We start from the raw sequence: 25,114 nt of genomic DNA on the forward strand, positions 1-25,114 counted from the left end.
CAGGGGGACTAGCATGAAATTACGACAAAAGCATATCCCCCATACGGTTAAGCAGAACATGAACCATACAGCGCTGCACAACAGGCAGTTTGCGGATGGTATTATGGGTAAGTACGGTTTTCGGCGCCATGATTATTTAGGCCGGATTTCATTGATCTTTCGTGAGCTTGATGCACTGTCGGGAGAAGATCAGACCAATAAGGATGCTGAATGGCGGCAAAGGGTAGCCCAGCTGCAAACTCAGCTTGATCAGCTGCGTCGTGTAAGTACGAAGCATACGGTAACGCATAGTGAAACCATATACCGTTTGGAGAAATGGATTCAGCAGTACGGTGGAGCTGTGGCAGGGCGGAAAAGCTCGGATCGCAATACCCGGATTGAAGCTGCCGGTATAACAGCAGGTGGACTTGGCTCTTTACAATCCTCATCTCATGTTCAGCTTAGAACAGACGATTCAAGGGCTGCAGCATCAGCGAACAGAATAAACCCACAATTGGTGCTGAAGGTTGAGCAGAGCTTGGGGAAAAGCAATCCTGGCCAAGGAACGCAGCAAGGGGTAGCGAAGGACCATGTACAAACGTGGGAACCTTTGCAGGGGCAAGTACAGGAGCGGAAGCAAGGGCAAAGGCAAGGGCGAGGGCAGAAGCAAGAGCTAGTGCATAGGCAGGAGCAGAAGCAAGGACAAGAGCAGAAGCTAGTGCAGAAGCAAGAGCAGAGGCAAAGGCAAGAGCAAGAGCTAGTGCAGAAGCAAGAGCTAGTGCATAGGCAGGAGCAGAAGCAAGGACAAGAGCAGAAGCTAGTGCAGAAGCAAGAGCAGGAGCAGAGGCAAAAGCAAGAGCAGAGGCAAAGGCAAGAGCAAGAGCTAGTGCAGAAGCAAGAGCAAAGGCAGGAGCAGAAGCGAGGGCAAAAGCAAGAGCAAAGGCAAGAGCAAGGGCAGAAGCAAGAGCTAGTGCAAGAGCAGAAGCAAGAGCAGGAGCTAGTGCAGAAGCAAGGGCAAGAGCAAGGGCAAAAGCAAGAGCAAGAGCTAGTGCAGAAGCAAGGGCAAGAGCAGGAGCTAGTGCAGAAGCAAGAGCAAAGGCAAGAGCAGAAGCAAGGGCCAAAGCAAGAGCAAAGGCAGAAGCAAGGGCCAAAGCAAGAGCAAAGGCAGAAGCAAGGGCAAAAGCAAGAGCAAAGGCAAGAGCAAGAGCAAGAGCTAGTGCAGAAGCAAGAGCTAGTGCAAGAGCAGGAGCAAGAGCAGGAGCAAGAGCAGAAGCAAGAGCAGAAGCAAGAAGAAGAGCGGAAGCAAGGGCAAAAGCAGGAGCAAGAGCAAGAGCAGAAGCTAAAGCAAGAGCAAGAGCAAGAGCAAGAGCAAGAGCAGAAGCAAGAGCAAGAGCAGAAGCTAAAGCAAGAGCAAGAGCAAGAGCAAGAGCAAGAGCAAGAGCAAGAGCAAGAGCAGAAGCTAAAGCAAGAGCAAGAGCAAGAGCAAGGGCAAGAGCCAGGGCAAGAGCAAGAGCAGGAGCAAGAACAAGAGCTAGAGCAAGTTGAAATGATGCAAGAAGAGCCGTTCTCTGGGCTAAGCAATGCAGGAGCAAAGGGTTTACTGCGGTGGGCTTCTAATAAGCATCACACTAACCGTATGTTGCTAACATTCCGACGTAATGGACCAATAGTTCAAGGATTGGCCGAGGAAGAATCACTACCGAAGCGAGTCAGGAATGGAAGTATTAAGGTTACGAAACAAACCGAACAAGCTGATACAATGTCACAGGGTCGGGTTTACTGGAAGCAAAGTGAACCATCTAGAGTGAAGAGCGGCATGTCCAAACTAAGCTGGCATAGTGATCAGATATGGAATGATGGTTCAAAGAAAGCGGATCATCTTAGGATACCTAGGCTTCAAATGTTAGATTTCGCTGACAATCACGGAATAGCAGAACGACAGGAAGCCAGAGGAAGCACTTTGTTTCCACGATCTTCACAGAGTTTGATTGTTCAGCGCCAGTTTGCTCATCTTTTGCCTTTTAGTAGGGGCGCATCGTTACACACCGAAGTCATGCAGCTGCAGGCCAAACGGGCTGAAGCCATCAACGAACAACTGAACAATCGAATAAGCGAGCAAGGCATCAACGGGATGAAAAGCAATGAACAAGCAATTGCAGTACCTGAGAGACGTCAAATAGACTGGGATAAGCCAGTTATTGAGCAAGTACCTTTGAAACATGAGCATAATGCAGGCGCGACGAAAATAAACCGGCAGCCAGATCAGAAGCAACATACATCGGAAGACGATGACCTGCTTGGAGTGCGGCAAACACCGGTGTCGTCGAGCCGGCTTGAATATAATCTGCAATGGATTAAACGTTTATCGGAGATGTATAAAAGTATTACCAATGTGCCTTCACAGAAGCTTACGTTCGAAATCAAGTCGGAAAGTGGGGAGGTTCTGCAAGGAAAGTTTCCCGAGAGCAGGCTTGGCCGCTTGCTGATGCAAAAAAAGCTGAAGGGCGGGCTTGCTTCACGAGTTCATTTTCATAACAGCATTCAGTCCAAGCAAGCAATGGAGAATAGAGACCTTCGTACCTCTAGGACTTACCGGGAGCTGTTGCTTGAACGTAAAGAATTAGTGCGGGAGGAACAGCCTGGAGCTTATATTCAAAGAAGTATATTACCTGGCACGGATTTAAGAAATGATCGACATGGTGCTGATTCTTCTTTATTTAGAGCAGTTCCAAAAAGCAGTATGGCCGTTGAAAATAATACCATAGGACAACCAAACAGGACGAATGGAATTAGACGTTATGCTTTGAAGCAGAGTAGTTCAATGGTGCGTCCTATAGCTCCACTTGATTCAACAGGAACGAAGCTTACGCAAAGAAGCAGTGAGCATCGCCAAGGGACAGGAACTCTTAACCTGCTTGCGGCTCAAGGGATGATTGCGGGAGCTTCCCCTCTGGCATTAATGCTGCTTAGGACATGGCAGCAGCAGCACACGGCGGAGCGAGCGAGGGCACCGCTGAGTCAGAAGAAGCGGCAAGATGAACACAGTGATTCACCGACAAGCATTAGGAAGCTTGGGCTGACGGAGCCGAACGCAGCCGTAAGAAAGACTACAGGCGCTGAAGAAGCAGCGTTTGGGAGCAGCTCTCACATGGTGGGAGGCAGAGCGGGCGCAGAACAACGCGTGTCTGTGAGGCGGCGTGCGTCCGCAGAGCGGTTGCTTTCCTCCAATGCGGAGGTTTTCCCGGCTCAAGCAGTTCAAACGCTACAGAGGCAAGCAGCCCAGGAAGGTGCGTACAAATGGTGGCGACTTCCGGTGGGGCAGCGGGCGTTGGAGCGCTCACGTTTTGCTACGGAACGGGTCTTATCCAGCGCAGCACCGAGGCGGGCTGACCATAGCCACGGTCATTTTGTTCTAACTTCCCAGAGCAGCTCAATGGTGCAGCGACGGAGTGAGCGGATTCCATTTGCAATTGCTGGGAGAGGCATGAGGTCGAAGGAAACATCGCTGCGGGATAATTCGAAGGGTTTCGTGCTTCTTCCCAATGCAGAGGAGAAAACTCCGAGCAGTCGGCAGCTGTTGGGCTCCCTTGCTCAGCGGGGGGATACAGAGCAGCAGTTTATAGGAACCAGCTTCCCGGACAGAGCGTTGCTTGATCTCAATATGGCCGACGCTAAGCAGTTGGTTAGGGGGACGGCCGCAACCGAAAGGCGAACACTTAGGAAAGGACACCTGCCGTCACAACAGGAAGCTCTTCTGCCCCAAACAGAAGGTCATTTTCTTACAGCAAGCAGCGCAGCCGAGGGTAGAGCTCAAAAAACAGCGGCATCTCAATTGCAGCGAGCTACAGCGGTATTACAGCGATCTTTGGTGGAGCAAGCACCCGTTCTTATGAGAAGTGCTTTTCGGGCGGGTTCTGCTGTGTCTGGCATTAAACAAGCTGACAAGGAGGCAGGGTTCCCTCTTGGACGAGTTGGCATTGTAAAGAGACAGGAAAGACCAACTAATGGGGTGGCTGATCGACTTCATACGGCTGGAATGGGAGCAAAAGCAGGAGCTTCCTCTACTGTTTCGGTAAACAAACCAATTAAAGGATTGAATGAAAACCATCTATCCAAATCAACGAGGATGATGGACATTCAGAGGAGGCAGCTCCAAAGCTCGAATCATTCAAAACAAGCTTATCTGAAGGCTTCTGAGCCCTCTTATTTAAAGTTATTGTCAGGCAGGCAAGAAGCCGGTGATTCAAAAAACACAGGCAGCAGAAACCGGCTTAGAGCCGAGCAGCCAAACGATAGATCGATAGCCTCAGGAATACTTGCTAGCGGGCCGACTGCCAGTATTGTAAACAGGGCAGGATCATTCCGAGGGACTGAAGCAATTAATAGTGCAAATGCAGCGATAGTATCTATTTTTAGATCAGCAGAGCCTGCCTCTAAAAATGGGCCATCGGGTAAGGCAGATGTTTCCTCTAAAGCTGTACATTTAATAGATACTGCTAAGGGAGAAGCCGTACCGGCAAATGTTCAAGCTCGCATACCCAGTGGGATCGCTGCTGGATTACCAGTGGATGGATGGATTGCAAGGCAGCAGACAGAAAGCTCTTCGACCAAGAGCCCGAGCAGTCGTATCGTGAGGCGCAGCCTGGCGGAAGATTTGGCAAAGCCCAGGATTCAGAGCAACAAAGTGAATGCTGTTCAAATTCCAGGAGCATCGACAGCATCCTTATCAAAGCGAATGATTCATGGATTGAAGCAGCCATTAAGTGAACAGCCTGCAACTGTGCAACAGATTGCAAGGACCGTTGCTTCACTCCCCGTAGTGCTGCAGAATCAACGGCAGTTTGAGAAACAACGTGTAGCTGCGCAGCCAAAGACACAAAGGACCGGTGCACATCTTACAGATGTACAAAAGAAGCAGCAGTCTGACACCCAACGTACGGTTACACATCAGGAGCTAGCTGATATAGGTAAAGTATCGACAATAGGTGCAAAGAGAGCTTTAAATCGTCGCAAAGAGAGCCCATTAAATGAAGGTAATGACTTTGCACTTATGCGGGTTGAACAACAAGCTCATGCCAAAAGCTTGCTGCAGCGCAATGTAGAACCTTTAGCATCAAGCTTAACATCCTCGACGTTGGTTCCAATGGCAACAAGCAGCAGCAGTTCTTCAACGATATTGCAGCATAAGCCTATGATAGAAAAAGCTGCTGAGTTGAGGGACACACTTGTTGGAAATGGACAAGCTCCTTCTCGGATTCCGGTTCAATGGCAACCGGAGCAGCGGACCGCTGAAGAAATCACGGATAGGGTACGAAGTCGGACGGCTCATGCGACGCGTAGGGTCAACAGGCAGCAGCCTGAGGCATCCAGCGGCCCAGCAGCATCCACGGCTGCTGTGAGTCGCCGAGCGGCTGCATCCGCTGCTCCGCTGCGCGCGCGGAACGCCCTTGGGGCGCCGCAGCAGCACATAACGGCGAGCCTCATCGGCTCGCCAAGCCAAGCAGTCGCGCCCCGCACGGCGGGTCGCGCAACCGACGGCGCAGCGCTCGAACGAGCTGCTGGCCGCCTTACCGCGACGCGCAGCGCATCGTCGCGGCAGCAAGCCCCCGGGCCACTTGCGCCGGGGCAGGCACAGCCTACCCGAGCCACGCTAATGCCCGGTCGCGGCTTGCTCCAACGGCAGGCCGCTCAGGCGGCTCGCCTGCCGTTAGTGCCTGCGGCTGTCACCGGCGGCAGAAGCATGCCGGTGGCTAGTGCCAATCCGGTCATCATGACGAAGCCGATGACCGCAGCCGTTGCAGGTGCAGAGTCATTGTCGCATCTGCAGCAGCAGCCCTTGAATATGCTGCAAGGGCAGGGGCCACCTCCAACGCTCGATTACAGGCAGCCTGAAGGCCGAGATAGTCAGGAGGATGCTGCGGAGTCACCGAGCATGGATGTGCTAAGACCTCAAAAGTCAGCGGAACCAGCCGAAGAGCAGCTAATGATGGAACAACCGGTCAATCAGGGAGAGCTGAGCAAAGAACAGATCAAAGAACTGATCAAACAAATTCCGCAGCTCGACGTGAATAAGATCGCGGATAAGGTGGCTCGGGAGCTGGAACGGCGAATGCGGTTCGAGCGTCAAAAACGCGGCATGTAATGGACTGATTGTTATCCAGTAGGAGCCCGTTCTTAAGAAGTAATGGCAGTTCAGCATTATATAATGGATAGAGAGGTGGACCGCCGATGGCGCTTAAAAAAGCACAGATCATTGTTGATAAAGGAAACAGCAAGGAAACGATTTCGGTGCTATTTAATCCTAATGAATACTCACTAGATACGAGCAATAGCTACTCATGGGATAGCGTTCCGGGCCTTTCGATGCCGATCGGACAATTTGTCAGCGGCGGTACGACCTCTTTGACGATGGATATATTTTTCGATACTTATGAAAAAGGTACGGACGTAAGGGCATATACCAAGAAAATTTCCGGTTTGCTGGATGTAGAAAAGGATCTTCACGCTCCGCCTGTGTGCCGATTTGTTTGGGGTTCTCTTGATTTTAAAGGCGTTGTAGAAAAAGTGAACCAGCGGTTTACGATGTTTCTCGACTCCGGGATTCCGGTTCGTGCGACATTAAAGGTTACATTCCGGTCATGGCAAAGTAAAAAGGAACAGCTCCAGAATATTCCACGTCAATCTGCCGATCGTACCAAGCAGAAATTGCTGAAGCAAGGAGAGCAGCTGTGGATGGTTGCCGCCCATGAATACGAGAACCCGGGTCTATGGCGTGAGATTGCTAATGCCAATGGCATAGATAACCCGCTCAAATTGCAGTCGGGACGCAGAATAACCGTACCAAGGCTGGAGTGATCCTATGGCAGACCTTAAACTAGATTCCTCTACGTATACGACGGATTCCTTGGCAAAGAAGTACAGTGACTTTTTCGCTCCGGCTTTTGAAATTTCGGTGGATGGCACTAAAATTTCGGATGAAATTGCTGTGGCCAGCCTCAAGGTCGAGAATAGTCTTCAAGGGACTGCAGATTCTTTTTCCTTTCGTGTAACGAATGCTTTTAATTTGATAAAACGTGACTTTGTATGGCTGGATAATGTGTTTGTGCTGGGCAAGGCGGTGGATATTAAGCTAGGCTATTTGGATAAGCTTACTTTAGTTTTTCAAGGGTATATAACCTCTGTGGTCGCTGACTTCTCCGAGGATGACACGCCAAGCCTGATCGTTAGGGGGATGGATCTGTCCTACTTAATGATGAAGGGCTCCAAGTCCAAATCATGGGCGAAGAAAAAATATAGTGACATCGTTAAGGAAATAGCGCAAGCCCACGGGGCCAAGCCGCAGGTAGACGATACTACAACGGAGTATATTACGGTTTCACAAAATCAGATTGATGATTATCATTTTATTCAATATTTGGCCGATTTGGTTAATTACGATTTTTTTGTAGTCGGTAAAACACTCTATTTTCGCAAGCCGCTAACAGAAATGACACCTGTGGTCACTCTGGAATGGGGGACCTTTATACGAAACCTCTCCATTGACATGAATATTGCCGATCAAATTACAGAGGTATGCGTGCGTGGATGGGATAATAAAAAGCTTGAGGTAGTTGAAGCGAAGGCTACTTCTGTCACCAAGCTGGGATCGAATTCCAAAACCGGTAAAGATATTATGAAAGCCCAGGGCAGTTATATCGAGCATGTGTACACGAACATCGATTCTGCAAGTGAAGCCAAAACGCATGCCGAGGCCCTTTTGAATAAACGTTCTATGCAGCTTGTTAGCGGGCAGGGAGAATGCGTTGGCATTCCTGAAATACGCGCCGGTCGCTATATGAAGCTCGGAGGGGTCGGAACCAAGCTCAATCAACCTTATTACATCATTGCAACTACACATATTGTGGATGAAAGTGGCTATGTGACCCGATTCCAGCTGGGAGGAAATGCGGTATGATGAATTATCCCGAGTTTATGTTCCGTGGTACGTCCGAGCCTGTTTTTCCTAAAATTAATGGCGTCATGGTAGCGGTAGTAACGGATAATAAAGATCCCGACGGGCTTGCCAGAGTCAAGCTTAAGCTGCCTTTACGAGAGGCGGAGACAGAGACGGATTGGGTGCGGATGGCTACATTAATGGCAGGTAAGGACCGGGGCAGCTTGTTTATTCCGGAGGTTGGGGATGAGGTGCTGGTTGCGTTCCATTTGGGTGAAATTCGACAGCCTTTTGTAATCGGTACGCTTTGGAGCACGAAGCAGCCTTCCCCCAAAGGAAATGATAAGAACGACCTTCGCAAGTTTAAGTCACGGGCAGGGCATGAGCTGGAGTTTGATGATAACGACTCGGACGGCAAAGTAACGATCAAGACGAAGAAGGGCCAGACCATTGTTTTTTCAGATAAGCAGGATATCATCGACATCAAAGAACAAAGCGGCAACAACTCCATACAAATCAAAGGCGGCTCCGCCAATGAGATTACGATAAAAAGCAGTTCCTCCACCATTATGCTGAATGCCAAGGGCGATGTCAGTATTGAAAGCACGAAGGAAATTAAGATCAAGTCCACGCAGGTTAATATCGAGGCTTCAGCTACAATGGCGTTGAAGGCTGGCGCTTCTCTTGATCTTAAATCCGATGGGATTATTAATATTAAAGGCAGTATGGTCAAAATTAATTAAGGCCGGCAAACTCAGCTTATGCACATGCCTAATGCTTACGAAGATGGCTTTCTGCCTTCCCCATGCAAACTTGTAGTAGTTGATTACGATATAGGTTTTGCATAGCAAAATTCATAGGAGGATCAAACCAATGACGGAGGCTTTTCTCGGACGAGGGTGGAAATTTCCAATCCAAGTGGACAAGGCTACAGGACGCGTCCGTTTGTCGGAATACGAAGAGGATATAGCGGAGGCAATCCGGATCATTCTTGGCACTTCACAAGGGGAACGAGTAATGCGGCCAGATTTTGGCTGCGAAGTGAATGACTTTGTATTTGGGCAGACAGATGATACCACTTTACGGCTTTTGGAGAGCAGCATCAAAGAGGCGATCAGGATGTGGGAGCCTCGTGTACATGAGGTGGATGTCAATGCGGTGCCAGATCCGAACGAGCATGGCAGGGTTAATATTGAAATCCGTTATTTGGTGCGTACGACGAATAACTTATTTAATCAGGTGTATCCTTTCTATATCCACGAAGGGTCCAACTAAACTGTTAATTTTCGTTTTAATAATTCTTTCATTTTACTGGTAAGAGGATGAAGCATAGACCATGAAAAAGCGGACAGAGAGGGGGTGGATGCATGCAGCCTCCCAAAATTGATACAAGCAATATTCAGGATTTAATTGCCCGCATGAAGGAAATGGCGCCCTACTATACGCCGGAATGGCGTTTCTCTCCGGAGGATCCTGATCCGGGTACAGCGTTGTTCTTATTGTTTGCCGAGATGTTTCAGGAGAACATTAAGCGGCTTAACCGGGTTCCGATGAAAAATTTTATTTCTTTTATGAATTTATTGGATATTTCGCTGCTTCCTGCGCGACCGGCTAGCGCATATGTGACATTTCGGTTGAATGTAGGCGTGGTTGAGCCGGTACTTATTTCGGCTGGTACGCAAGTAATGGCAGCTGGAGCTGATGGCGAGGTGCTGTTTGAAACGGAGCGTGCGGTGCTTTTGACACCGGCTATGCTGACAGCCATCTTTTTGTCGAGCAAGAAGCACGATATGATTGTGCCTATTTCTAATTCCTTTACTGCTGCATCCAATGAAGGCATAGCCTCCCCGAATGCTCTGTTCGAACTGCGAGAAGCGGATAATTTACAGGAACATGTACTGTATATGGAGCATGGTGAATTATTTCTTTTGAATGAGACTGCACGTATTGAGCTTGTGGTTGGGCATTCTCTTAGAGCGTTCGATGACGGCTCCCTCTGTGAGCGGCTAGCTAATCCGCTGCAAACGGAGTGGCGGTATGCCTCGGCAAACGGCTGGACCTTGTTTGACCGTGTCGAGGCCAGTGGGAATCGTATCATTCTTTACAAACTGCAATTGGGCGAGCTTGTAGAAAGCGAGCTGTCGGGCATTTCGGGCCGCTGGATTCAGTGCCGAATGAAGAAACGCTCTTCTCAGAGCGTTGTTCCTACTTTGGCTGATGAACAGTTGGAGCTGGACCGGATTTCTGTGAAAACCGACTATGAGGACTGCTTGAACAGAGGTGGCATTGCACCTGATGTAATGTTTTATAACGATATTCAAGCTGACCCTAATGGATTTTACCCTTTTGGTGACATGTTTGCTCCATACGGAACTTTTTATATCTCAAGTCGGGAAGCCCTCAGTAAGCTGGATGGGCTGATTACACTATCGTTCGGGCTTAAGGCGGTTGCGAACCGTTTCCAGCCGGAGCTTGAACAACCTGTGGACTGGAAGCTGGTTATGAAAAAGTCCAAATTTGAAAAACGCAATGTCCCAATCATTTCTATTGCAGAGGTGCTGTGGGAATATTGGAACGGCAGCGCATGGGTGAGGTTGAATGTTGGCAAAGAGGCGGAGCGGTTGTTCTACCATCCGGGGGATGAAATACAGCGTAAGGAAGTGACCTTCCGCTGTCCACAGGATTTGCAGGAAGCTTTCGTTAATTCACAGCTGAGCTATTGGATTCGAGTGCGAATTCTGCATCTTGAAAATTTATATTCTGCAGAGCCCATTTATCTATCACCATGGGTTGAGGATGTAAAGCTTACCTACCAATTTGTGGATCGGAATTATCCGCTGCGACGCTGCTTGACGCTAAATAATACAGCCTTTGTCGACAGGACGGCTCAGAGTCGGGGACAATCAGGAGGCTTTGCTCCTTTTTACCACTTGGATGGAGATTATCCATCCTTATATTTGGGATTTCATATCCCGCCCGTCAAGGGTCCTATTTCTATGTACGTATCCGTTCAGCAGCAAAAGATTACGGAGCAGGATGTTCCTCTCATGGAATGGCAGTATCGCCAAGCCAGCTATAATGGGAATGGATCAGAATGGTCGACTCTGAAGGTTATCGATGACACAAATGGTCTGACCCGAAGTGGTACCGTACAGTTTGCGGGACCTGTTGACTTTGCCAATGAGCTGCTTTTTGGTACGGAAGGCTATTGGATTCGGGTAGTGAATCGTGATGGCAAGTATGACGACCGTTCAGGCATTTATGCGATGCCTGTTGTCAACGGGCTGTACTTGAACACCGTTGCTGCAGTTCAACAAGAAACGATCAGTAATGAATATCCCGATCAAAGGGCTGGCGAGATATCTTCCGAGTACCAATTGAGCCGTACGCCAGTAGTAACAGAAACGGTATGGGTCGATGAAACCGGAGCGATGACGGAGGAGGAAGTTCTTCGACACTTGGAGCAAGAAACGCTGGAGATGGATATCATCCGGGATTCGGATGGCCATATTCAAAGGTTGTGGGTACAGTGGCTTCCTGTCGGGCACATGGCTGAATCTGGAGATAAGGACCGTCATTATACGATAGACCGGGCATTCGGACGCATTCGGTTCGGTAACGGAATTCATGGTATGGTTCCTCCAAAAGGTGGGCTTGAGCAGATCAAGGTTCACTATAAGGTTACGGGCGGAAAAGCAGGCAATGTAGCTGCCAAAACAATCGTGAATCTGCAAAATTCCATCGCCTTTGTAGGAGGCGTGGCTAATCCGGAGGCGGCCGCTGGTGGATGCGATGCCGAAAAGCAGGAGGCGGCCTTGCGCCGCGGCCCGCAGCAGCTGAAGCATCGGGGGCGCGCTGTGACCGCTGAGGATTTCGAGTGGTTGGCACGGGATGCCTATCCGAACATTTCCAGGGTGAAATGTCTTGCCAACTACAATGCTTTAATTAAGCCGGATATCGGCTGTATTACACTCGTCATTCTCCCGCAGGAGGGGGTGGGAGGCATGGCTGCTTTCCCAGAGCTGAAAAAACAGGTGGAGAAATATATTTTGAATCGCGCCTCCAATCTTGTTGCTCTTCCTGAACGGATTCAGGTTATCCAACCGGCTTTTATCGAAGTATCCATTACTGCTGTTGTTGCTGTGCAGGGATTAGAAGCTGTAGTACCTGTTGAGCTGGAAGCGATAGCTAAGCTGCAGCGGTTTCTAGATCCATTAGTTGGTAACTATGATGGGACTGGTTGGCAGATTGGGCAGGAAATCCATTTATCGATGTTCTATTCCTTGCTGAAATCGATCCGTTCGATTAACCACGTGGAGAAGCTTTACATGACCGTCGAAAAGCTGGAGGATGGTGTCCGCACCGAGCTGGATGTGAATCGGCTTGAGCCCCTGCTTCACGGTATCGTAGTCAGCGGCAAACATAAGGTTATTGTGAACGCTATATAGGTTTTGCAGCACATAAGCAAATAGCCTATGGATAAACCATCGCACTCTTGTTAGCATCTGAGATCCTAACCCTTAATGGCTTACCTAATAATTTATAAGCAGGTGTCCTATGTCTGACGTAACCGTTCGTTTAATACATAAGAATGAATTAAGTAATCTTCTTAAATTATACAAGCATATGCATGCACAAGACCCTGATTTAATTTTTGATAATAAGCTTGAAAAGCTGTGGGATGAAATTATGAATGATAGATACATGAAGATCATTGTTGTTGAGAAGGAAGGGACGATAATATCATCATGTGTATTGACCATCATTAAAAATTTAACTAGAAATGCGAGACCTTATGGATTAATAGAGAACGTTGTAACCCATATAGAATACAGAAAGAACGGTTATGCTCGAATGGTATTAAATAAAGCAATTGAATTAGCAAAAGAACGTGATTGCTATAAGCTCATGTTATTGACCGGATCTAAAAGAGAAGAAATACATCGATTTTATGAGAAAAATGGATTCATTAAAGGATTGAAAACCGGCTTTATCATGAAATTCGATTGATTTAGATCACTATACGAAAGAGTGAAGAACTATTTTGACAAAATCTAAAAAAACCTCGATCCCAGAAATAAAAAAATCATTGAAAAGCTATGAGAAAGAAGCGTTAATCTCAATGCTTATGGATTGTTATAAGCTAAGCAGCGATGTGAAGAATTACATCCATATACTCATAAATCCCGATGAAACCATTGAAGAGTTGTTTGAAAAATCAAAGCATCAGATACGGCAGGAGTTTTTTCCTGAACGTGGATTGGCAAGGTTCAGATTGTCCCATGCCAAGAAGGCTATTACAGATTTTAAGAACTTGAGCAATGATGAAGTTAGGACGATTGATTTGATGATCTATTATGTGGAAGTGGGCGTGGATGTTACAAATTCTTATGGAGATATAGATGAACCATTTTATAATAGTATGATATCCATGTATTCGAATGTAATAAAAAAGATAGTAGGGAACGAAGCCCTATTTCATAGATTCAATGAAAGGCTTGAAACGATTGTGCGTAAAACAGCTGGAATCGGTTGGGGGTTTCATGACGAGTTATCCTATTTATATATGGAATTCGCAGCTGAGTTTGAAGAAATGCTAGAGTAGTATGCATTCATGGGAGCACCCAAATTAAAGCGTGTCCCATAGGGACGAAAGCGTTCCAAGCAGATAACAACCAAGGAGAACCACCGCCGAGCCCTCCCCAAACCTTTCGGGTGTCCAGAGGGCGGAAGCCCTTGGGGCCCTCCCTAAGAGTTTTGCGCAGCAAAACTGGCTTCGAAAGCATCAGCTTAGGGAGGGTTTGGGAGGGTCAAGGCTCAGAGAGTTTGGGAGGGTAAAAAAAAAGGAGGTGTAAAATCAAATGCTGCCGATACCTAATTTAGACGACCGCTTTTTCGATCAGATTGTCCAGGAAGCCCGCAAAGCCATACCTAAGCTGCTGCCGGAATGGACCGATGAGAATGCGAGCGATCCGGGGATTACATTGGTCGAGCTGATGTCGTGGATGACTGAAGTTCAACAATATTACCTGAATCGGATTACGGAGAAAAATGAACGGAAATTTCTGAAGCTGTTGGGCATAAAGCTGCTCCAAGCGGAGTCTGCCTCAGCTTATGTCACTTTTTCGGGCAGCACACAGCATAAGGTTCTGCCGAAGGGTACGAAGCTGAAGGCGATGGACCAGCCTTTTGAAACGGTTGAGACGCTTCAGCTGATACCAGCTGAGTTGGATAAAATTATTGTGCGCACCGAGGCAGCAGCAAGTGATTACACCTCTTCCAATCATCACTCTGGAATTTCTTATTACGCATTTGGCCCTGAAGCGAGGAGTGGCAGCAAGCTATATCTGGGCTTCGACCAGGCGCTGCCAGAGCATATGGATATTTCCATTGGATTCAAGCTGTTTGATGATTATCCGGTTTCTATTGGCAAGCAAGCCGATGGGTCGGTCCGATTGGTCTCTTCTGCAGATGTGTCTTGGAAATATTTTGGGGCCGAAGAGGGTGAGGGATGGCTTCCGGTGGAGCTGGTTCGCGACTCGACGGTGCATTTATCCCAAACCGGACAGCTTGTGTTCCGCCTGCCTGCTCCTATGAAGCCGATGCTGGTGCATCCGGCTAATGATAAGCGGCGTTATTGGATTTGCTGCACGCTGGAGCGGGAAGGCTATGAGCTCTCGCCCAAGCTTGAACAAATCCATGCTAATGCCGGGATCGCTGCACAGAGGGAGACGTGGAGCGAGACAGCGTCTTTTACCAGCTCGGGCGAAGCAGAGATGGAATTTGCAATAGTAGGACATCTCCCTTTTTATGGGTTGAATATGGTGCAAGTTCGGGATGCCGCTGGAGATTGGCGAGATTGGCGTTCAGTCATGAATTTAGCTGATTGCGGACCACAAGATCCCTGCTATGAGCTGCATAGAGATAAGCAAATTCAATCGGTCAAGCTTGTATTTGGAAATGGAAGCCATGCCCTTATTCCTCCAGCTGGCGATCATAGTATTAGGCTCATCTCCTATACACCTGAGTTTGAATTGGAACGTTGGCTAGGCCGAAGCAGCGGGCTGCCTAATCAGGAGTTTGAGTTTGATCGTTTGCTAAATTGCTTAAGCGGCAGCTTTCAGCTCCAAATCGGGTGCGTCAAGCCAGGAGCTGAGGAGCTGCTGGTATGGGAGGATTGGTCGGCTGTAGAAGACTTCGACCACTCCGGCTCTGAGGATCGACATTACGTATTGGATACCGCTAATGGCATCATTCGGTTTGGCAATAACGAAGAGGGACTAATCCCCCACAAGGCGGAAATCAATAATGTACGGATTATATCGCTGCAAACCGGTGGAGGCCTTAGAGGCAATGTGAAGGACGGGTTGATTTCGGAGATCGTGACGGCTGAACCTGAACTTCTGGGCATTCGGGTAACAAATCCATTTCCTGCTGCAGGTGGGACGGAAAATGAGACCATTGCCGAAGCGAAGCTGCGCGTAAGGCAGGAACTGCATACGCCATACCGCGCGGTAACAGGTGAGGACTATGAGGCAATTGCCCGTTCCACACCGGGTGTTCGTGTGGCGAGAGTGAAGGCTATTCCTCTATATAAACCGGGGATGAAAATTGAGCAGCAGGAAAAGGCTCCCGCCCAGATGACGGTTGTTGTCGTTCCCTACAGTGAAGCGGCAGAACCTAAAGCAGGCAGCGGCTTTCTGCAGACGGTCCGCAGACATCTCGATCTTCACAGGCTTCTGACCACGGAGCTTCACGTTATTCCAGCAGAATACATTAAGATATCCGTACATGCTGTTGTAGTAATGGAGCCGCATATGAAGGGTGAGGCCAGACGAATTATTCATGAGCTGCAGCGGCTGCTTCATCCATTGGATCAAGGAAGTGAAGCGAGAGGCTGGCCATTCGGGCGTGCTGTGTACAAAGGTGATATTTATGGTGCAATTAGTCGGGTAAAAGGTGTCGTCTATGTGCAGGATCTATGGATAGATTATGAAGGAGCTGGAGCACGAAAGGATGCCAGCGGGGATATTATCATTCCGCCTTATGGATTGGTAACATCGGGCGGGCATGAGATTGAATTGCTCAGCAAGAACGATGTGTAGGGGCTGCAGAACTAGAGATATAGAGTACCTGCAGGAACTAGGGGGTGGGGACGGTGCAGGATCCGTATCAGTTTTTCTCTTTTAATAAACGCTTGGATTGGGATAAAGGAAGCTACTACAATCTGCGGATGGTGAATGGAGACTTAGCCATTCACCAAACCGAGAAATATGCGGTACATAAAGTAATCCGTTGCATGGATATCAATGGCCCTGATGTGATGATGGATTTTACGGTAGGACAAGGCGGCAAGCTATTCGTACTGGATGCGGAAGCTGCCATATGGTCCTACGATGCAGAAAACCGCCATACGGAGCTTATGTTTGGACGGAATCATCAGCTGTTCAGCGGACATGCACTGCTTGCGTCACGAGGTGACACCTTGTTTGTGGCTGATCCAGTAAGTGAGCGCCGTGTAGCAGCATACTCCATATCGAACAGTCAGCTGCTATGGGCGGTTGAAAACTGGAAGAATAGCCCCATATATCCGCTTGCCGTAGCTTCCGACTTGCAAAAACGACTGTATACGGTCGTTCCGTTGGATATGATTATTGGAATGAATGGAAAAGAAGAGGTGCCGGAAGGAGGAAGAATTGGGATTTTGCAGTGGGATGCTGCGGGTGAAGTGGTTGGTGTGTATCAGCATGACTCGCTCAGGCTGGACCAACGGACGGATGCTGAACAGCTGAAGCGAAGATATGATGCGGCTGTATCCGAGGCGGGCAAAGTTCATCTGTTTGACGCATACCGCAACCTGCTAACAGTTTTTAAAGAGGACGGAAGCTTCGACGCCCAGTTCCCACTTGCTCTTGAGGGTTCCTATGCGGGACTTTCCATTGATACGAATAATAATATTTACATCGGAGACAGCAGGTCTGTCGGGGTGGATGAAGAGGATGAGCGGTTCATTCTAAAGTTCGGGGCACAAGGTGAATTTCAGACGAGGGTTTCCGGTTTCCGCGGCCGTACCGATAAGCTGCTGATTAATTCGAGAAACCGGATGTACGTATTGAATGGAGAGTTAGCCGAGATTACACTGCTGGAGCTGCAGCAGCGCACGCTAGAGCTTGAGGAAAGCTCTCTCCCTGAGGGGATTTACTTATCCTCTGAACTGGATACAACCCTTTCGGAGACGGAATGGCACAGGTTTCAGCTGGAGGCGGTCATTCCCGAAGAGACGCAGGTTCGCATTTCGTATTTTGCATCAGACCGCAAAGAGCTGATGGTTGATGGGGAATTTGTCGATTTGAGCAGGTACCTTACCAATTCCGATATTACGCTTAAGGATAAGCTAAGATCAACAAGGGATTTATGGTCTGAGCCCATTGTTAATCCGCGCGATGCTCTGCTAATGAATGCGCAGGGACGTTATCTTTGGTTTAAGCTGGAGATAATGGGCAGCGAACGGCAATCGCCGCTTTTGCATAAGCTGAGGGTTTATTTTCCAAGGCAATCTTTGATTTCCTACTTGCCTCCGATCTATCAGGAGATGCAGGATGATAGCCGTTTTTTGGACCGTTTCCTGTCTATGTTCGGAACCTTCTTTCAGGATATGGAGGAGAAGATCGACCGTATCTCCAAATACTTTGATCCTGATGCGGTGCATGGGCATTATCTGGAATGGCTTGGCACCTGGCTTGCTGTCTCCGAGGATGAGTCCTGGGGAGAAGGCAAGCTTCGTCAACTGATTAAGCAAGCCCCTGAGCTGTACAAGCTGCGAGGCACAAGGCAAGGCTTGTCCCGAATGCTGCAGATTTACACCGGCTCGGAGCCCTATATTATCGAGTATTTTCAAATGAAGCAAATGCAGGAGCGGTCAGAGCTCAGAGAACTGCTGTCTCGGTTGTATGGCGACAATCCTTATGTGTTCTGTGTCATGCTGCCGCAGGAATGTGTGCAGACCGATAAGCAGCGATTGATTGTCGAGTCGATAATTAACGACCAGAAGCCTGCTTTTACTGAGGGGAAGCTGACGCTGCTGCAGCCATGGATGTACATAGATATGCATACTTATATGGGGATCAATACATTTCTATCGGAGCCTACGCTGCTCACACTCGATCAAGGCTCATCGATGCCTTACAATACGGTGCTGATCGATCTGGAACGGGATAAGCGAATGGATATCCATACTCGGCTGGGACTAGATTCAGAGCTAGAATAATAACAATCCTTGGGAATATGTATGAATATAGGGGAAGGCGAGGGAATTTCGATGAAGAAAACACGCTATTATCCGTTTGAACGAAACCGCTATTTTTATGGGAAGCTGCTGACTGTTCGTGATTTTGAATCGGAGCAAAAGTATTTTAACGACAAACGCCGCATGATGAACCGTTTATTGCACGGAGCGGGTGTTATTACAGGATTGCAGGTTATTGCAGTGGATGACAAGTCGGTCTCGGTAGAAATGGGGGCTGCCATTGATGCGTTAGGCCGGGAAATTATTATTTCTTCGCCGGTTACCTTGAAGCTGTCCATGATGGACGGTTTCACTAATAATGAATACGCCAAAAATGTATACCTTTGTATCGCTTATGATGAAAAAGGCAAGGAGCCGGTTCATTCCGTCGCTAATGCCGCTGTTCGCTCCGATGAGATCAGCGAATACAACCGTGTGCTGGAGAGCTACCGCTTATTTATTCGTGAGGAGGCGCCGGACCCGGCTTCTTTTCCTTTAAATAATGTGATGGACCAGACTAGTGTGCTGTACCAGGATTCTCAGGTTCGTATTTTGCAAAGCACACCGCGTTATGTCAATCCGGGACAGCTATTCGAAATGACATTGCGGGTGGAGAAAACGCTGCAAGCGGCTAAGGTGTTTTTCCAATATGAGGTTGCAGGAGATCAAGTTGAGGCGGAAAGCTATGGGGCGTTGACGTTCAGTGAGCCGCAGGACCGCCAGGAAACGGAATATGAAATTAAGGTGCTGCTAAGAGCAGGACGATCCTCCAAAGGCAAAAGCCGGGTTGGCGTTAAGCGCGACACAGCTGTTCTGCGGATAGGCGACAAGCAGGTACCTCTTGCTGCCAGCAGCATGAATGAGCTGAACATCATCAACCGAGCCGTTAAGGATCAGTGGCTGGAGGATTACGTGAATCGTTCCTTGGAGGATTCCTTGGAATCTTCCTCAGAGCCATGTATTTATTTGGCTAAAATTAATTTATTGCAGATGGGCCCGACCTACATTATTGAGAAGGTTGAGCCCGTGCCTTTCGGGGAATATGTCTACAACGCTTCCGCCCTTCACAAGCTAGGTCAAAATGACGGAGTATCCTCACCGACCGATAGTCCGATCGTAACGAAGTCCTCTATAACCAGTCTCGGGTCTGACCAAGAGCCAGAATTGAAGGTTGCATATAATCGGGAAAATAACGAGATTTCGTTCAATCTCGGATTACCGAGTGTCCAGTCGAATCAAGATATGCGGACCGGTGTGGTAGAAATTCCGGTTGCATCGTTAAATAAATTTACTGCATCCCCATTCGGGAAGGGTGGAAAAAGCTATGTTTCCGATGAAATCGAACATGGCTTAGGAGCCGGGGATACTTATATTGTAACCGGCCTTGAGGAAGTGTCCGATGACTACATATCGGACATTCTTAGCAACAGCGAGCGAGTTTACTATGGCGCCTCCGATGTGTTTAAAGGCAGCGAGTTTGAGACAAGCGGCCCGGAAGTGAAGATAGGCACACTCGTGTATCCACGCAAAGGCACCTTCCGCGTAGGTGTCCGATTGCAGCAGCCAACAGAGGCGACGAATATACGCGTTCGTTGGTGGGCGTACAACAAGCCATCCGAGGTGCGGGAAGCTAGCTCAGCTGTTGAGAACTCAGTGCGCGAGGCAGCAAGCGGTAAGGAAGAATAGCCACCCAGCCTCTGGTGCAATCTCTTTAAACAAAAAAACGGCCCCTTGCACTGACAAGGAGACCGTTTTTTATTTTCGAAATGAAGCTTTTCATATTCAGCCTATTTTCTGCCCGAGCAGGATACGATCCCATCCTGAAATTAGATCTTTGATTTTATAAGCAGTCTCGCTAATGAAATTTTCCGTTATGCTTTCGGTTATATATTTCGGTGTTATGAGGGGCTCCTCGCTCAGTAAATCGAACCAATGAATTGTCCGTAACCGCCAGAAGTTAATTTCATCAGCAGAAAGATAGGGGGCAAAGGGGAATATCGGAGTGGTGATTAGTTTTCTCCATACTTCAGGTGTCCATTTTTTTGTTTTATAAATATGGAAGTCAATCTGGTCAGTGTCTCTATAATAAGCTCTTTTTATTTCATCGGCTGGAATTTGGTCATTTGTGGCCTGTTCTTTAAACTGTACATATACACTATAAGTCCAGAAGTAGTCTGTAAGCAGATGAGCAAAATACCCCCGAACAAACCATTTCCATGCCTCATCTTCGTTACTTTGGATCATATGGTGGTATTCAGCTTGTATAAGGTCCATATTCTTGGCAGCGTTTATAATATCTAAATGGGTGCGTCTTTTATCCTCTCTGTTTGTGCCCTTCCGCATATGTATAGAATCTGGAGCGATATTACCTAATAAAAAAGCGGCAGGAATGTCTTCATTTCCCATATAATTTACAGCGACACTTAAATGAATCATCGGTAGCGGCATTTTCTAGTACACCTCTCATCATTTTTGTATCCTATAATATTACAACAAATACCAGATTTTACAATGATGTCATTCTGATAGTTGTCTAACAGCTAGTTCATAAGGGAACTCTATCATTTTTGGTATTTGGCTGTGAAATGACTAGAAATTCAATGTCCTGCTCCGTTTTATTAAACACTTGATGTGCTTGTAGAGGTAGAACCTCAATTCCTTCGTGCTGCCCAATTGTAAACTCCGTGCCGTTTATTTCAATATGCATAACACCTGATAAAATAAAGAAGAACTGACTCGCTTTATTATGGTAATGTCTTACTTCGCTTGTAGCGGGTGGCATTTTTTCGTGGATAATGCTTTTTTCCTCGTTATTGACAAGTCGCCATCCATCGCAGTTATCTCCCCAAGTATAGTGCTCAGCATTATGCTTACTTATCATTTAACCAGTCCTTTGCAGCCGTTTTTCTATCATTTTTGAAAACAATAATTCAGTGACTAGTAATGTGACGGGATGTCACTCGGAATATTCAAGGCTGTTGTCCTCACACCATTCGATAGCGATTTTCTTGTAGCATTCATGACGATAAGCGTACCAATTATCTAAAATTCCCAGATAGGCGAGTGTATCTTTAAATCTTCTAAATGCACCTTTTCCTTGTATGGCTTCTAGTAGAGACCTCGCGCTTTGTTCATTCTCGAGAGAATAGATGTAGCCTTCCATCATTGCATAATCGTTAATATCAAATTTCGTTGGTAATTCCTTATAATTTTCAAAGTTCTCAATTACATCAATAGCTACTTCCATATTATCCTGCTGCCAATCATGCAAATGTTCGAATGACTCTTCTTCTTCCGCAGCCCGCAGCTCCTCCACGGATACGGTTATGACCTGTCCGGTCTTAATATTGAGATACGAATTTGATCCATCAAACTGCATATCCATTCCATCGATTATGTCTCGTAATTTCACTTTCACGGCTCTCAACCCTTTATCAATTTAATAGTCTTTATTCTCTTTATTGTCCTTATAGTAATGATTTATACTAACTAAAAATACCTGCCAAATAAGTTTCCAAATCTGTCTTTATTGGCATGAAGTAAATATGACTATTCGTACCATGGGAGAAGTCCAAAGCTCTTCTGGCAAAATCGATGTTCCATTGCAAAGTAGGTTCAAAGCTTTTGGGAAATACGGCGTTGTTCTTTACCTCCCAATAGTTTCTAGACCTGAGCGAGGTTACAGGAGATACTCCCCAGAAAATATCAGAGCCCTCTAGCAGCTCCATATAAACCTCCATAAGCCTTATATCAAAAAAGGGCTGCGTAAAAAAGCCATCCGTACCCGCATCCAGCTTTTGTTGGACATATTCGTATTCTTTTCGAATGCTGTTCCGATAGGGATCAATAGCTGCATACACCTTGATATTCGGACATTCGGACTTTATCTTTTTTATAAAATCTGTGCTAGTCACCGGATAAACTTTTCTATTTATATCCTGCGGGTGATCCCCGGTTATTACAAGAATTTCGGAGATGCGATGCAGATTCAAATATTCAGTGATGGTAATGTTTTTGTTCAAATCAAAGTTGATCGCTCGTATATGTGGGATACAGTTATCGTAAAAGGTTTTGGAAATAGCAGTGCCTTCCCAGCTGCGAATATCTAATCTCATCAGGTCTGGAATATTAACCGTATTTATGGATGGAAATTTAGCTTTAATTAATTGGAGCTCAGATTGTAAATGCTCGATTCCTCTTGGCACAAGCTCGATAGATATTCTCATGAAGTACCTTCCTATCCTGATTGTGAATATTAATGCATTATTATAAATTATTATACATGATTTTGATGCTTATCTCACGCCTTCAAATTGGTATTTACAAGAAGATTTCAGCATGTCCTGCAATCCGTTTTCATAATAAGGCATTAATTTCAGGGCTGCTTCTATATCCATCCAGCAGATCTCAGATATTTCGTCAGGATGCTGAATTTGAATGGAGCCGCCAACAATAGACGCGTGAAAAATAATAAATAGTACATGATGCTGTTTTGGGGTGAAAAAGCATTCTCTAACCGCGGCTATATCCCCAACCTTAACCGTTAAACCGGTTTCTTCAAAGGCTTCTCGTATTACCGCTTGCTCAAGTGTTTCTCCGTCTTCAACGGCTCCGCCAGGCAGGGACCAGAAGCCTGAATCCTTGTTATAAACCATTAATATTTGTTGGGTTTCCTCATTATAAATCAGGGAATAGGCGACATTTACTCTTTTCATGGAGTGTCTTCCTTTCTGTTTTCGTCATTAGGTTCTCTATGTTTTAGCCCATTCTCGTGCCTTATCGACCATTTCACTTACGAATGCTTCCTTATTCTTCTGATACAAATGAGTATTATCCGGGTACCGCTTGGCGAGCCATAATTTAAGTTCCCCATATTTGGCAGCATTTTCGGGATGGGCGATCATATAGTGTTTGAAATCCAAATGGTCTTTTATATGGGGATCATCCTGTTGATAAATATGGAGATGGACGATTCGCGGGTCTCCTTTTATAAAATATCTTCGCCCGGCTATTCCGTTCTCCCCTCTAGGCTGATATCCATGCTTGGTCATAGTTTCGTTGTAAAAATCTATTTGTTCTATACTTAAAGCTGAGATTAAAATATCTACAATCGGTTTAGCAAACCCTATTTGGGGGACCGACGTGCTGCCGATATGATATATTTCAACGACATTTTCTTTCAAAATGGCTGCGAGTAATTCCGACTCAGACTGGTACCTCTGGATCCAATCCTCTGTCCATGGCTCTATTGCGGTTTTTCTTACCATATTTGCTCCTTTATCTTAAGCTTCATAATTTCTTGCTTTTTATGATCAGGGTAGCTGGGAAATAATTAGCTTTCAAATTGTCTGAGAATGTATCCATTCATTTAACCACCTTAATCGTTATTGCTCTTTCTTTTGTCGTTTATTAATAAATCAAGTCTCTCAATAATTCTTTCATCATTTTCTAGCTTTTTCTTCAATTTATAGTCTATACTGCTAATTCCTAAAACCACTACAAAGACAAGAATAACTAATACAATCACAATTACATCCATTTGTTTGGACTCACCTTTTTCTATAAGACGTAATATCAGTCTCAATTTATTCCTTCCGCTTTGAGCTGTTAATGAGTTTAATTATAATTACTATTAACGCGACAAGAAGTGCGAAAGATATAAGCTGAATAATGGCTGTTGTTATTTCAAAATGCATAAGCTTCACCTTCTTTTTAAATTCATGTAGTCAATTATTTCATGAGGTTCATATATCACATCTGTAATCGAACTATCAGGACAAGACTCGTTTCTTCTATTAAACCATAGGGTTTTTATACCAAGTGAGGAGGCGCCCATAATATCATTTACCCATGAATCACCTATCATAATTACTTCGTCAGAACTGACGTTGCAGATTCGGAGAGCTTCCATAAATATCTGTTTATGCGGTTTGGGGACCCCAATTTCCTCCGAAGTTATTATATGGTCTATGTATTTGATGACTTTGCAAGATACTAACTTTTTATATTGTGTTTTCTTAAAACCATTGGTAATTACGGTTACTCTACAGTCTTGTTCTTTTAGTAGCTCTAGAATTTCAATTATCCCAGGAATTGCTCTAAATGATTGATCATAGCAGCTTACATATAGTTCGCCCAGCTTCTCTAAATCCTCTGGTGGTTTAAGGTTACATCCTATAAATAGTGCTGCAATACGTTCAATCCTGGTATCCTTCAGAGATAAAGCGCCACTTAGGACTTGATTATAATTTCCGTTCAACATCTGCCAGAACTCGGTCTCTAATTGTTCTACTGTCTTCACTCGAAGGTCTGGATAGAGGTTCATAATGGCTTCAATTCCATTTTGGCAAGCGTATCGATGGTCTGAAAGTGTCTCATCAAGATCGAAAAAAACATATTTCATAGAGGGAACCTCCAATCAAATCTTTACCAAAGACATATAAATAGTAAACTTACTTTCTTCATTTTCACCCTGATAATGCTCGTCATATAATTCAAAGAAGGGTGGCTTCTGGGTTCCTTTGTAATTATTTTGATGCAACCATTTGCCGATTTCTTGAAACGATTCATTGATTCCTTGAATGGAACCCTTATGTTTAAAAACTGCATATTCGTTGGCGGGTATCACAAAACTAACCATTCCCTCTGGAACAGCATCCAGTTTATTTACTTCAACTGAGGCGATATACCGTTGATTTAGATCATCGCATACCCCTAAGGTGACAGTGGAATTTACTCTATTTTCAATGAGATGTATGTTTTGGATGAATGGATGCCATATTTTTGGGGCCTCAATTGGTGAAAGAAGGCACTCCATGCCAACTACTGTGAATGCTTCCTTGGTCTCTAGCTTAACGAATTCAATGCTCATAATAAGTTCCACCTTTCGTTTTTAGGCAAAGATTATACACTTATGC

At 46.3% G+C, this 25,114-nt stretch carries 20 protein-coding genes; 11 read left to right on the plus strand and 9 right to left on the minus strand.

Going from position 1 to position 25,114, the window contains the following annotated elements; translation table 11 throughout:
* Positions 1–13 precede the first annotated feature (13 nt).
* The 11 genes from NV381_RS21535 (at position 14) to NV381_RS21585 (ending at position 19,883) form a co-directional block, all read left to right on the plus strand.
* Complete coding sequence (locus tag NV381_RS21535) at positions 14–6,121, plus strand: hypothetical protein (protein ID WP_258215340.1); 6,108 nt, start codon at positions 14–16, stop codon at positions 6,119–6,121.
* Between the two features lie 86 nt (positions 6,122–6,207).
* The gene (locus tag NV381_RS21540; RefSeq protein WP_258215341.1) at positions 6,208–6,834 is read left to right on the plus strand and encodes a LysM peptidoglycan-binding domain-containing protein; all 627 of its coding nucleotides are present in this window, start codon (positions 6,208–6,210) and stop codon (positions 6,832–6,834) included.
* Positions 6,835–6,838: 4 nt separating this feature from the next.
* Positions 6,839–7,933, plus strand: a complete 1,095-nt coding sequence (locus NV381_RS21545) for a phage late control D family protein (RefSeq protein WP_258215342.1) — start codon at positions 6,839–6,841, stop codon at positions 7,931–7,933.
* Positions 7,930–8,655: a phage baseplate assembly protein V gene (locus NV381_RS21550; protein ID WP_258215343.1), complete on the plus strand. Its 726-nt coding sequence runs from the start codon at positions 7,930–7,932 to the stop codon at positions 8,653–8,655. The genes NV381_RS21545 and NV381_RS21550 overlap by 4 nt, the downstream gene beginning before the upstream one ends.
* A 130-nt stretch (positions 8,656–8,785) precedes the next feature.
* Positions 8,786–9,187, plus strand: a complete 402-nt coding sequence (locus NV381_RS21555) for a GPW/gp25 family protein (RefSeq protein ID WP_258215344.1) — start codon at positions 8,786–8,788, stop codon at positions 9,185–9,187.
* Between the two features lie 92 nt (positions 9,188–9,279).
* Positions 9,280–12,360: a baseplate J/gp47 family protein gene (locus tag NV381_RS21560; RefSeq protein ID WP_258215345.1), complete on the plus strand. Its 3,081-nt coding sequence runs from the start codon at positions 9,280–9,282 to the stop codon at positions 12,358–12,360.
* Between the two features lie 109 nt (positions 12,361–12,469).
* Positions 12,470–12,922, plus strand: coding sequence for a GNAT family N-acetyltransferase (locus NV381_RS21565; RefSeq protein ID WP_258215346.1), 453 nt, complete (start codon positions 12,470–12,472; stop codon positions 12,920–12,922).
* Between the two features lie 34 nt (positions 12,923–12,956).
* Entirely contained in the window at positions 12,957–13,517 is a 561-nt protein-coding gene (locus tag NV381_RS21570; protein ID WP_258215347.1) for a DUF6155 family protein, read from the plus strand.
* A 256-nt stretch (positions 13,518–13,773) separates the two neighbouring features.
* Complete coding sequence (locus NV381_RS21575; protein WP_258215348.1) at positions 13,774–16,017, plus strand: putative baseplate assembly protein; 2,244 nt, start codon at positions 13,774–13,776, stop codon at positions 16,015–16,017.
* Positions 16,018–16,070: 53 nt separating this feature from the next.
* Positions 16,071–18,179 (plus strand): phage tail protein, encoded by a 2,109-nt coding sequence (locus tag NV381_RS21580; RefSeq protein ID WP_258215349.1) that lies wholly within the window; start codon positions 16,071–16,073, stop codon positions 18,177–18,179.
* A 51-nt stretch (positions 18,180–18,230) separates the two neighbouring features.
* Positions 18,231–19,883 carry a hypothetical protein gene (locus tag NV381_RS21585; protein WP_258215350.1) on the plus strand — a complete coding sequence of 551 codons (1,653 nt, stop codon included), beginning with the start codon at positions 18,231–18,233 and terminating at the stop codon, positions 19,881–19,883.
* Between the two features lie 96 nt (positions 19,884–19,979).
* Here the strand turns inward: NV381_RS21585 and NV381_RS21590 are convergent, their stop codons facing one another.
* The 9 genes from NV381_RS21590 to NV381_RS21630 form a co-directional block, all read right to left on the minus strand.
* A complete protein-coding gene (locus tag NV381_RS21590) occupies positions 19,980–20,645 on the minus strand; it encodes a hypothetical protein (RefSeq protein WP_258215351.1) in 666 nt (221 codons plus the stop codon).
* Positions 20,646–20,742: 97 nt separating this feature from the next.
* The gene (locus NV381_RS21595; RefSeq protein WP_258215352.1) at positions 20,743–21,078 is read right to left on the minus strand and encodes a cupin domain-containing protein; all 336 of its coding nucleotides are present in this window, start codon (positions 21,076–21,078) and stop codon (positions 20,743–20,745) included.
* A 75-nt stretch (positions 21,079–21,153) separates the two neighbouring features.
* Complete coding sequence (locus NV381_RS21600; RefSeq protein ID WP_258215353.1) at positions 21,154–21,615, minus strand: UPF0158 family protein; 462 nt, start codon at positions 21,613–21,615, stop codon at positions 21,154–21,156.
* A 67-nt stretch (positions 21,616–21,682) separates the two neighbouring features.
* Positions 21,683–22,423 carry a methylenetetrahydrofolate reductase gene (locus NV381_RS21605; protein ID WP_258215354.1) on the minus strand — a complete coding sequence of 247 codons (741 nt, stop codon included), beginning with the start codon at positions 22,421–22,423 and terminating at the stop codon, positions 21,683–21,685.
* A gap of 69 nt (positions 22,424–22,492) precedes the next feature.
* On the minus strand, positions 22,493–22,912 hold the full coding sequence (locus tag NV381_RS21610) for an NUDIX hydrolase (protein ID WP_258215355.1): 420 nt from the start codon (positions 22,910–22,912) through the stop codon (positions 22,493–22,495).
* A gap of 36 nt (positions 22,913–22,948) precedes the next feature.
* Positions 22,949–23,464: a GrpB family protein gene (locus NV381_RS21615; RefSeq protein ID WP_258215356.1), complete on the minus strand. Its 516-nt coding sequence runs from the start codon at positions 23,462–23,464 to the stop codon at positions 22,949–22,951.
* A gap of 110 nt (positions 23,465–23,574) precedes the next feature.
* Positions 23,575–23,736 (minus strand): hypothetical protein, encoded by a 162-nt coding sequence (locus NV381_RS21620; protein WP_258215357.1) that lies wholly within the window; start codon positions 23,734–23,736, stop codon positions 23,575–23,577.
* Positions 23,737–23,898: 162 nt separating this feature from the next.
* Complete coding sequence (locus NV381_RS21625) at positions 23,899–24,600, minus strand: HAD family hydrolase (protein ID WP_258215358.1); 702 nt, start codon at positions 24,598–24,600, stop codon at positions 23,899–23,901.
* 15 nt (positions 24,601–24,615) lie between these two features.
* On the minus strand, positions 24,616–25,068 hold the full coding sequence (locus NV381_RS21630) for a GyrI-like domain-containing protein (protein ID WP_258215359.1): 453 nt from the start codon (positions 25,066–25,068) through the stop codon (positions 24,616–24,618).
* Positions 25,069–25,114 lie beyond the last annotated feature (46 nt).

Origin of the sequence: Paenibacillus radicis (ex Xue et al. 2023) (assembly GCF_024722015.1) — a bacterium.
Taxonomy (GTDB): Bacteria; Bacillota; Bacilli; order Paenibacillales; family NBRC-103111; genus Paenibacillus_S.

What these genes read in the sequence shown, in the direction of transcription:
- NV381_RS21535 (WP_258215340.1), top strand. Translation starts at nt 14, where the DNA reads ATGAAATTACGACAAAAGCATATCCCCCATACGGTTAAGCAGAACATG.
- NV381_RS21540 (WP_258215341.1), top strand. Translation starts at nt 6,208, where the DNA reads ATGGCGCTTAAAAAAGCACAGATCATTGTTGATAAAGGAAACAGCAAG.
- NV381_RS21545 (WP_258215342.1), top strand. Translation starts at nt 6,839, where the DNA reads ATGGCAGACCTTAAACTAGATTCCTCTACGTATACGACGGATTCCTTG.
- NV381_RS21550 (WP_258215343.1), top strand. Translation starts at nt 7,930, where the DNA reads ATGATGAATTATCCCGAGTTTATGTTCCGTGGTACGTCCGAGCCTGTT.
- NV381_RS21555 (WP_258215344.1), top strand. Translation starts at nt 8,786, where the DNA reads ATGACGGAGGCTTTTCTCGGACGAGGGTGGAAATTTCCAATCCAAGTG.
- NV381_RS21560 (WP_258215345.1), top strand. Translation starts at nt 9,280, where the DNA reads ATGCAGCCTCCCAAAATTGATACAAGCAATATTCAGGATTTAATTGCC.
- NV381_RS21565 (WP_258215346.1), top strand. Translation starts at nt 12,470, where the DNA reads ATGTCTGACGTAACCGTTCGTTTAATACATAAGAATGAATTAAGTAAT.
- NV381_RS21575 (WP_258215348.1), top strand. Translation starts at nt 13,774, where the DNA reads ATGCTGCCGATACCTAATTTAGACGACCGCTTTTTCGATCAGATTGTC.
- NV381_RS21585 (WP_258215350.1), top strand. Translation starts at nt 18,231, where the DNA reads ATGAAGAAAACACGCTATTATCCGTTTGAACGAAACCGCTATTTTTAT.
- NV381_RS21590 (WP_258215351.1), bottom strand. Translation starts at nt 20,645, where the DNA reads ATGCCGCTACCGATGATTCATTTAAGTGTCGCTGTAAATTATATGGGA.
- NV381_RS21595 (WP_258215352.1), bottom strand. Translation starts at nt 21,078, where the DNA reads ATGATAAGTAAGCATAATGCTGAGCACTATACTTGGGGAGATAACTGC.
- NV381_RS21605 (WP_258215354.1), bottom strand. Translation starts at nt 22,423, where the DNA reads ATGAGAATATCTATCGAGCTTGTGCCAAGAGGAATCGAGCATTTACAA.
- NV381_RS21610 (WP_258215355.1), bottom strand. Translation starts at nt 22,912, where the DNA reads ATGAAAAGAGTAAATGTCGCCTATTCCCTGATTTATAATGAGGAAACC.
- NV381_RS21615 (WP_258215356.1), bottom strand. Translation starts at nt 23,464, where the DNA reads ATGGTAAGAAAAACCGCAATAGAGCCATGGACAGAGGATTGGATCCAG.
- NV381_RS21620 (WP_258215357.1), bottom strand. Translation starts at nt 23,736, where the DNA reads ATGGATGTAATTGTGATTGTATTAGTTATTCTTGTCTTTGTAGTGGTT.
- NV381_RS21625 (WP_258215358.1), bottom strand. Translation starts at nt 24,600, where the DNA reads ATGAAATATGTTTTTTTCGATCTTGATGAGACACTTTCAGACCATCGA.
- NV381_RS21630 (WP_258215359.1), bottom strand. Translation starts at nt 25,068, where the DNA reads ATGAGCATTGAATTCGTTAAGCTAGAGACCAAGGAAGCATTCACAGTA.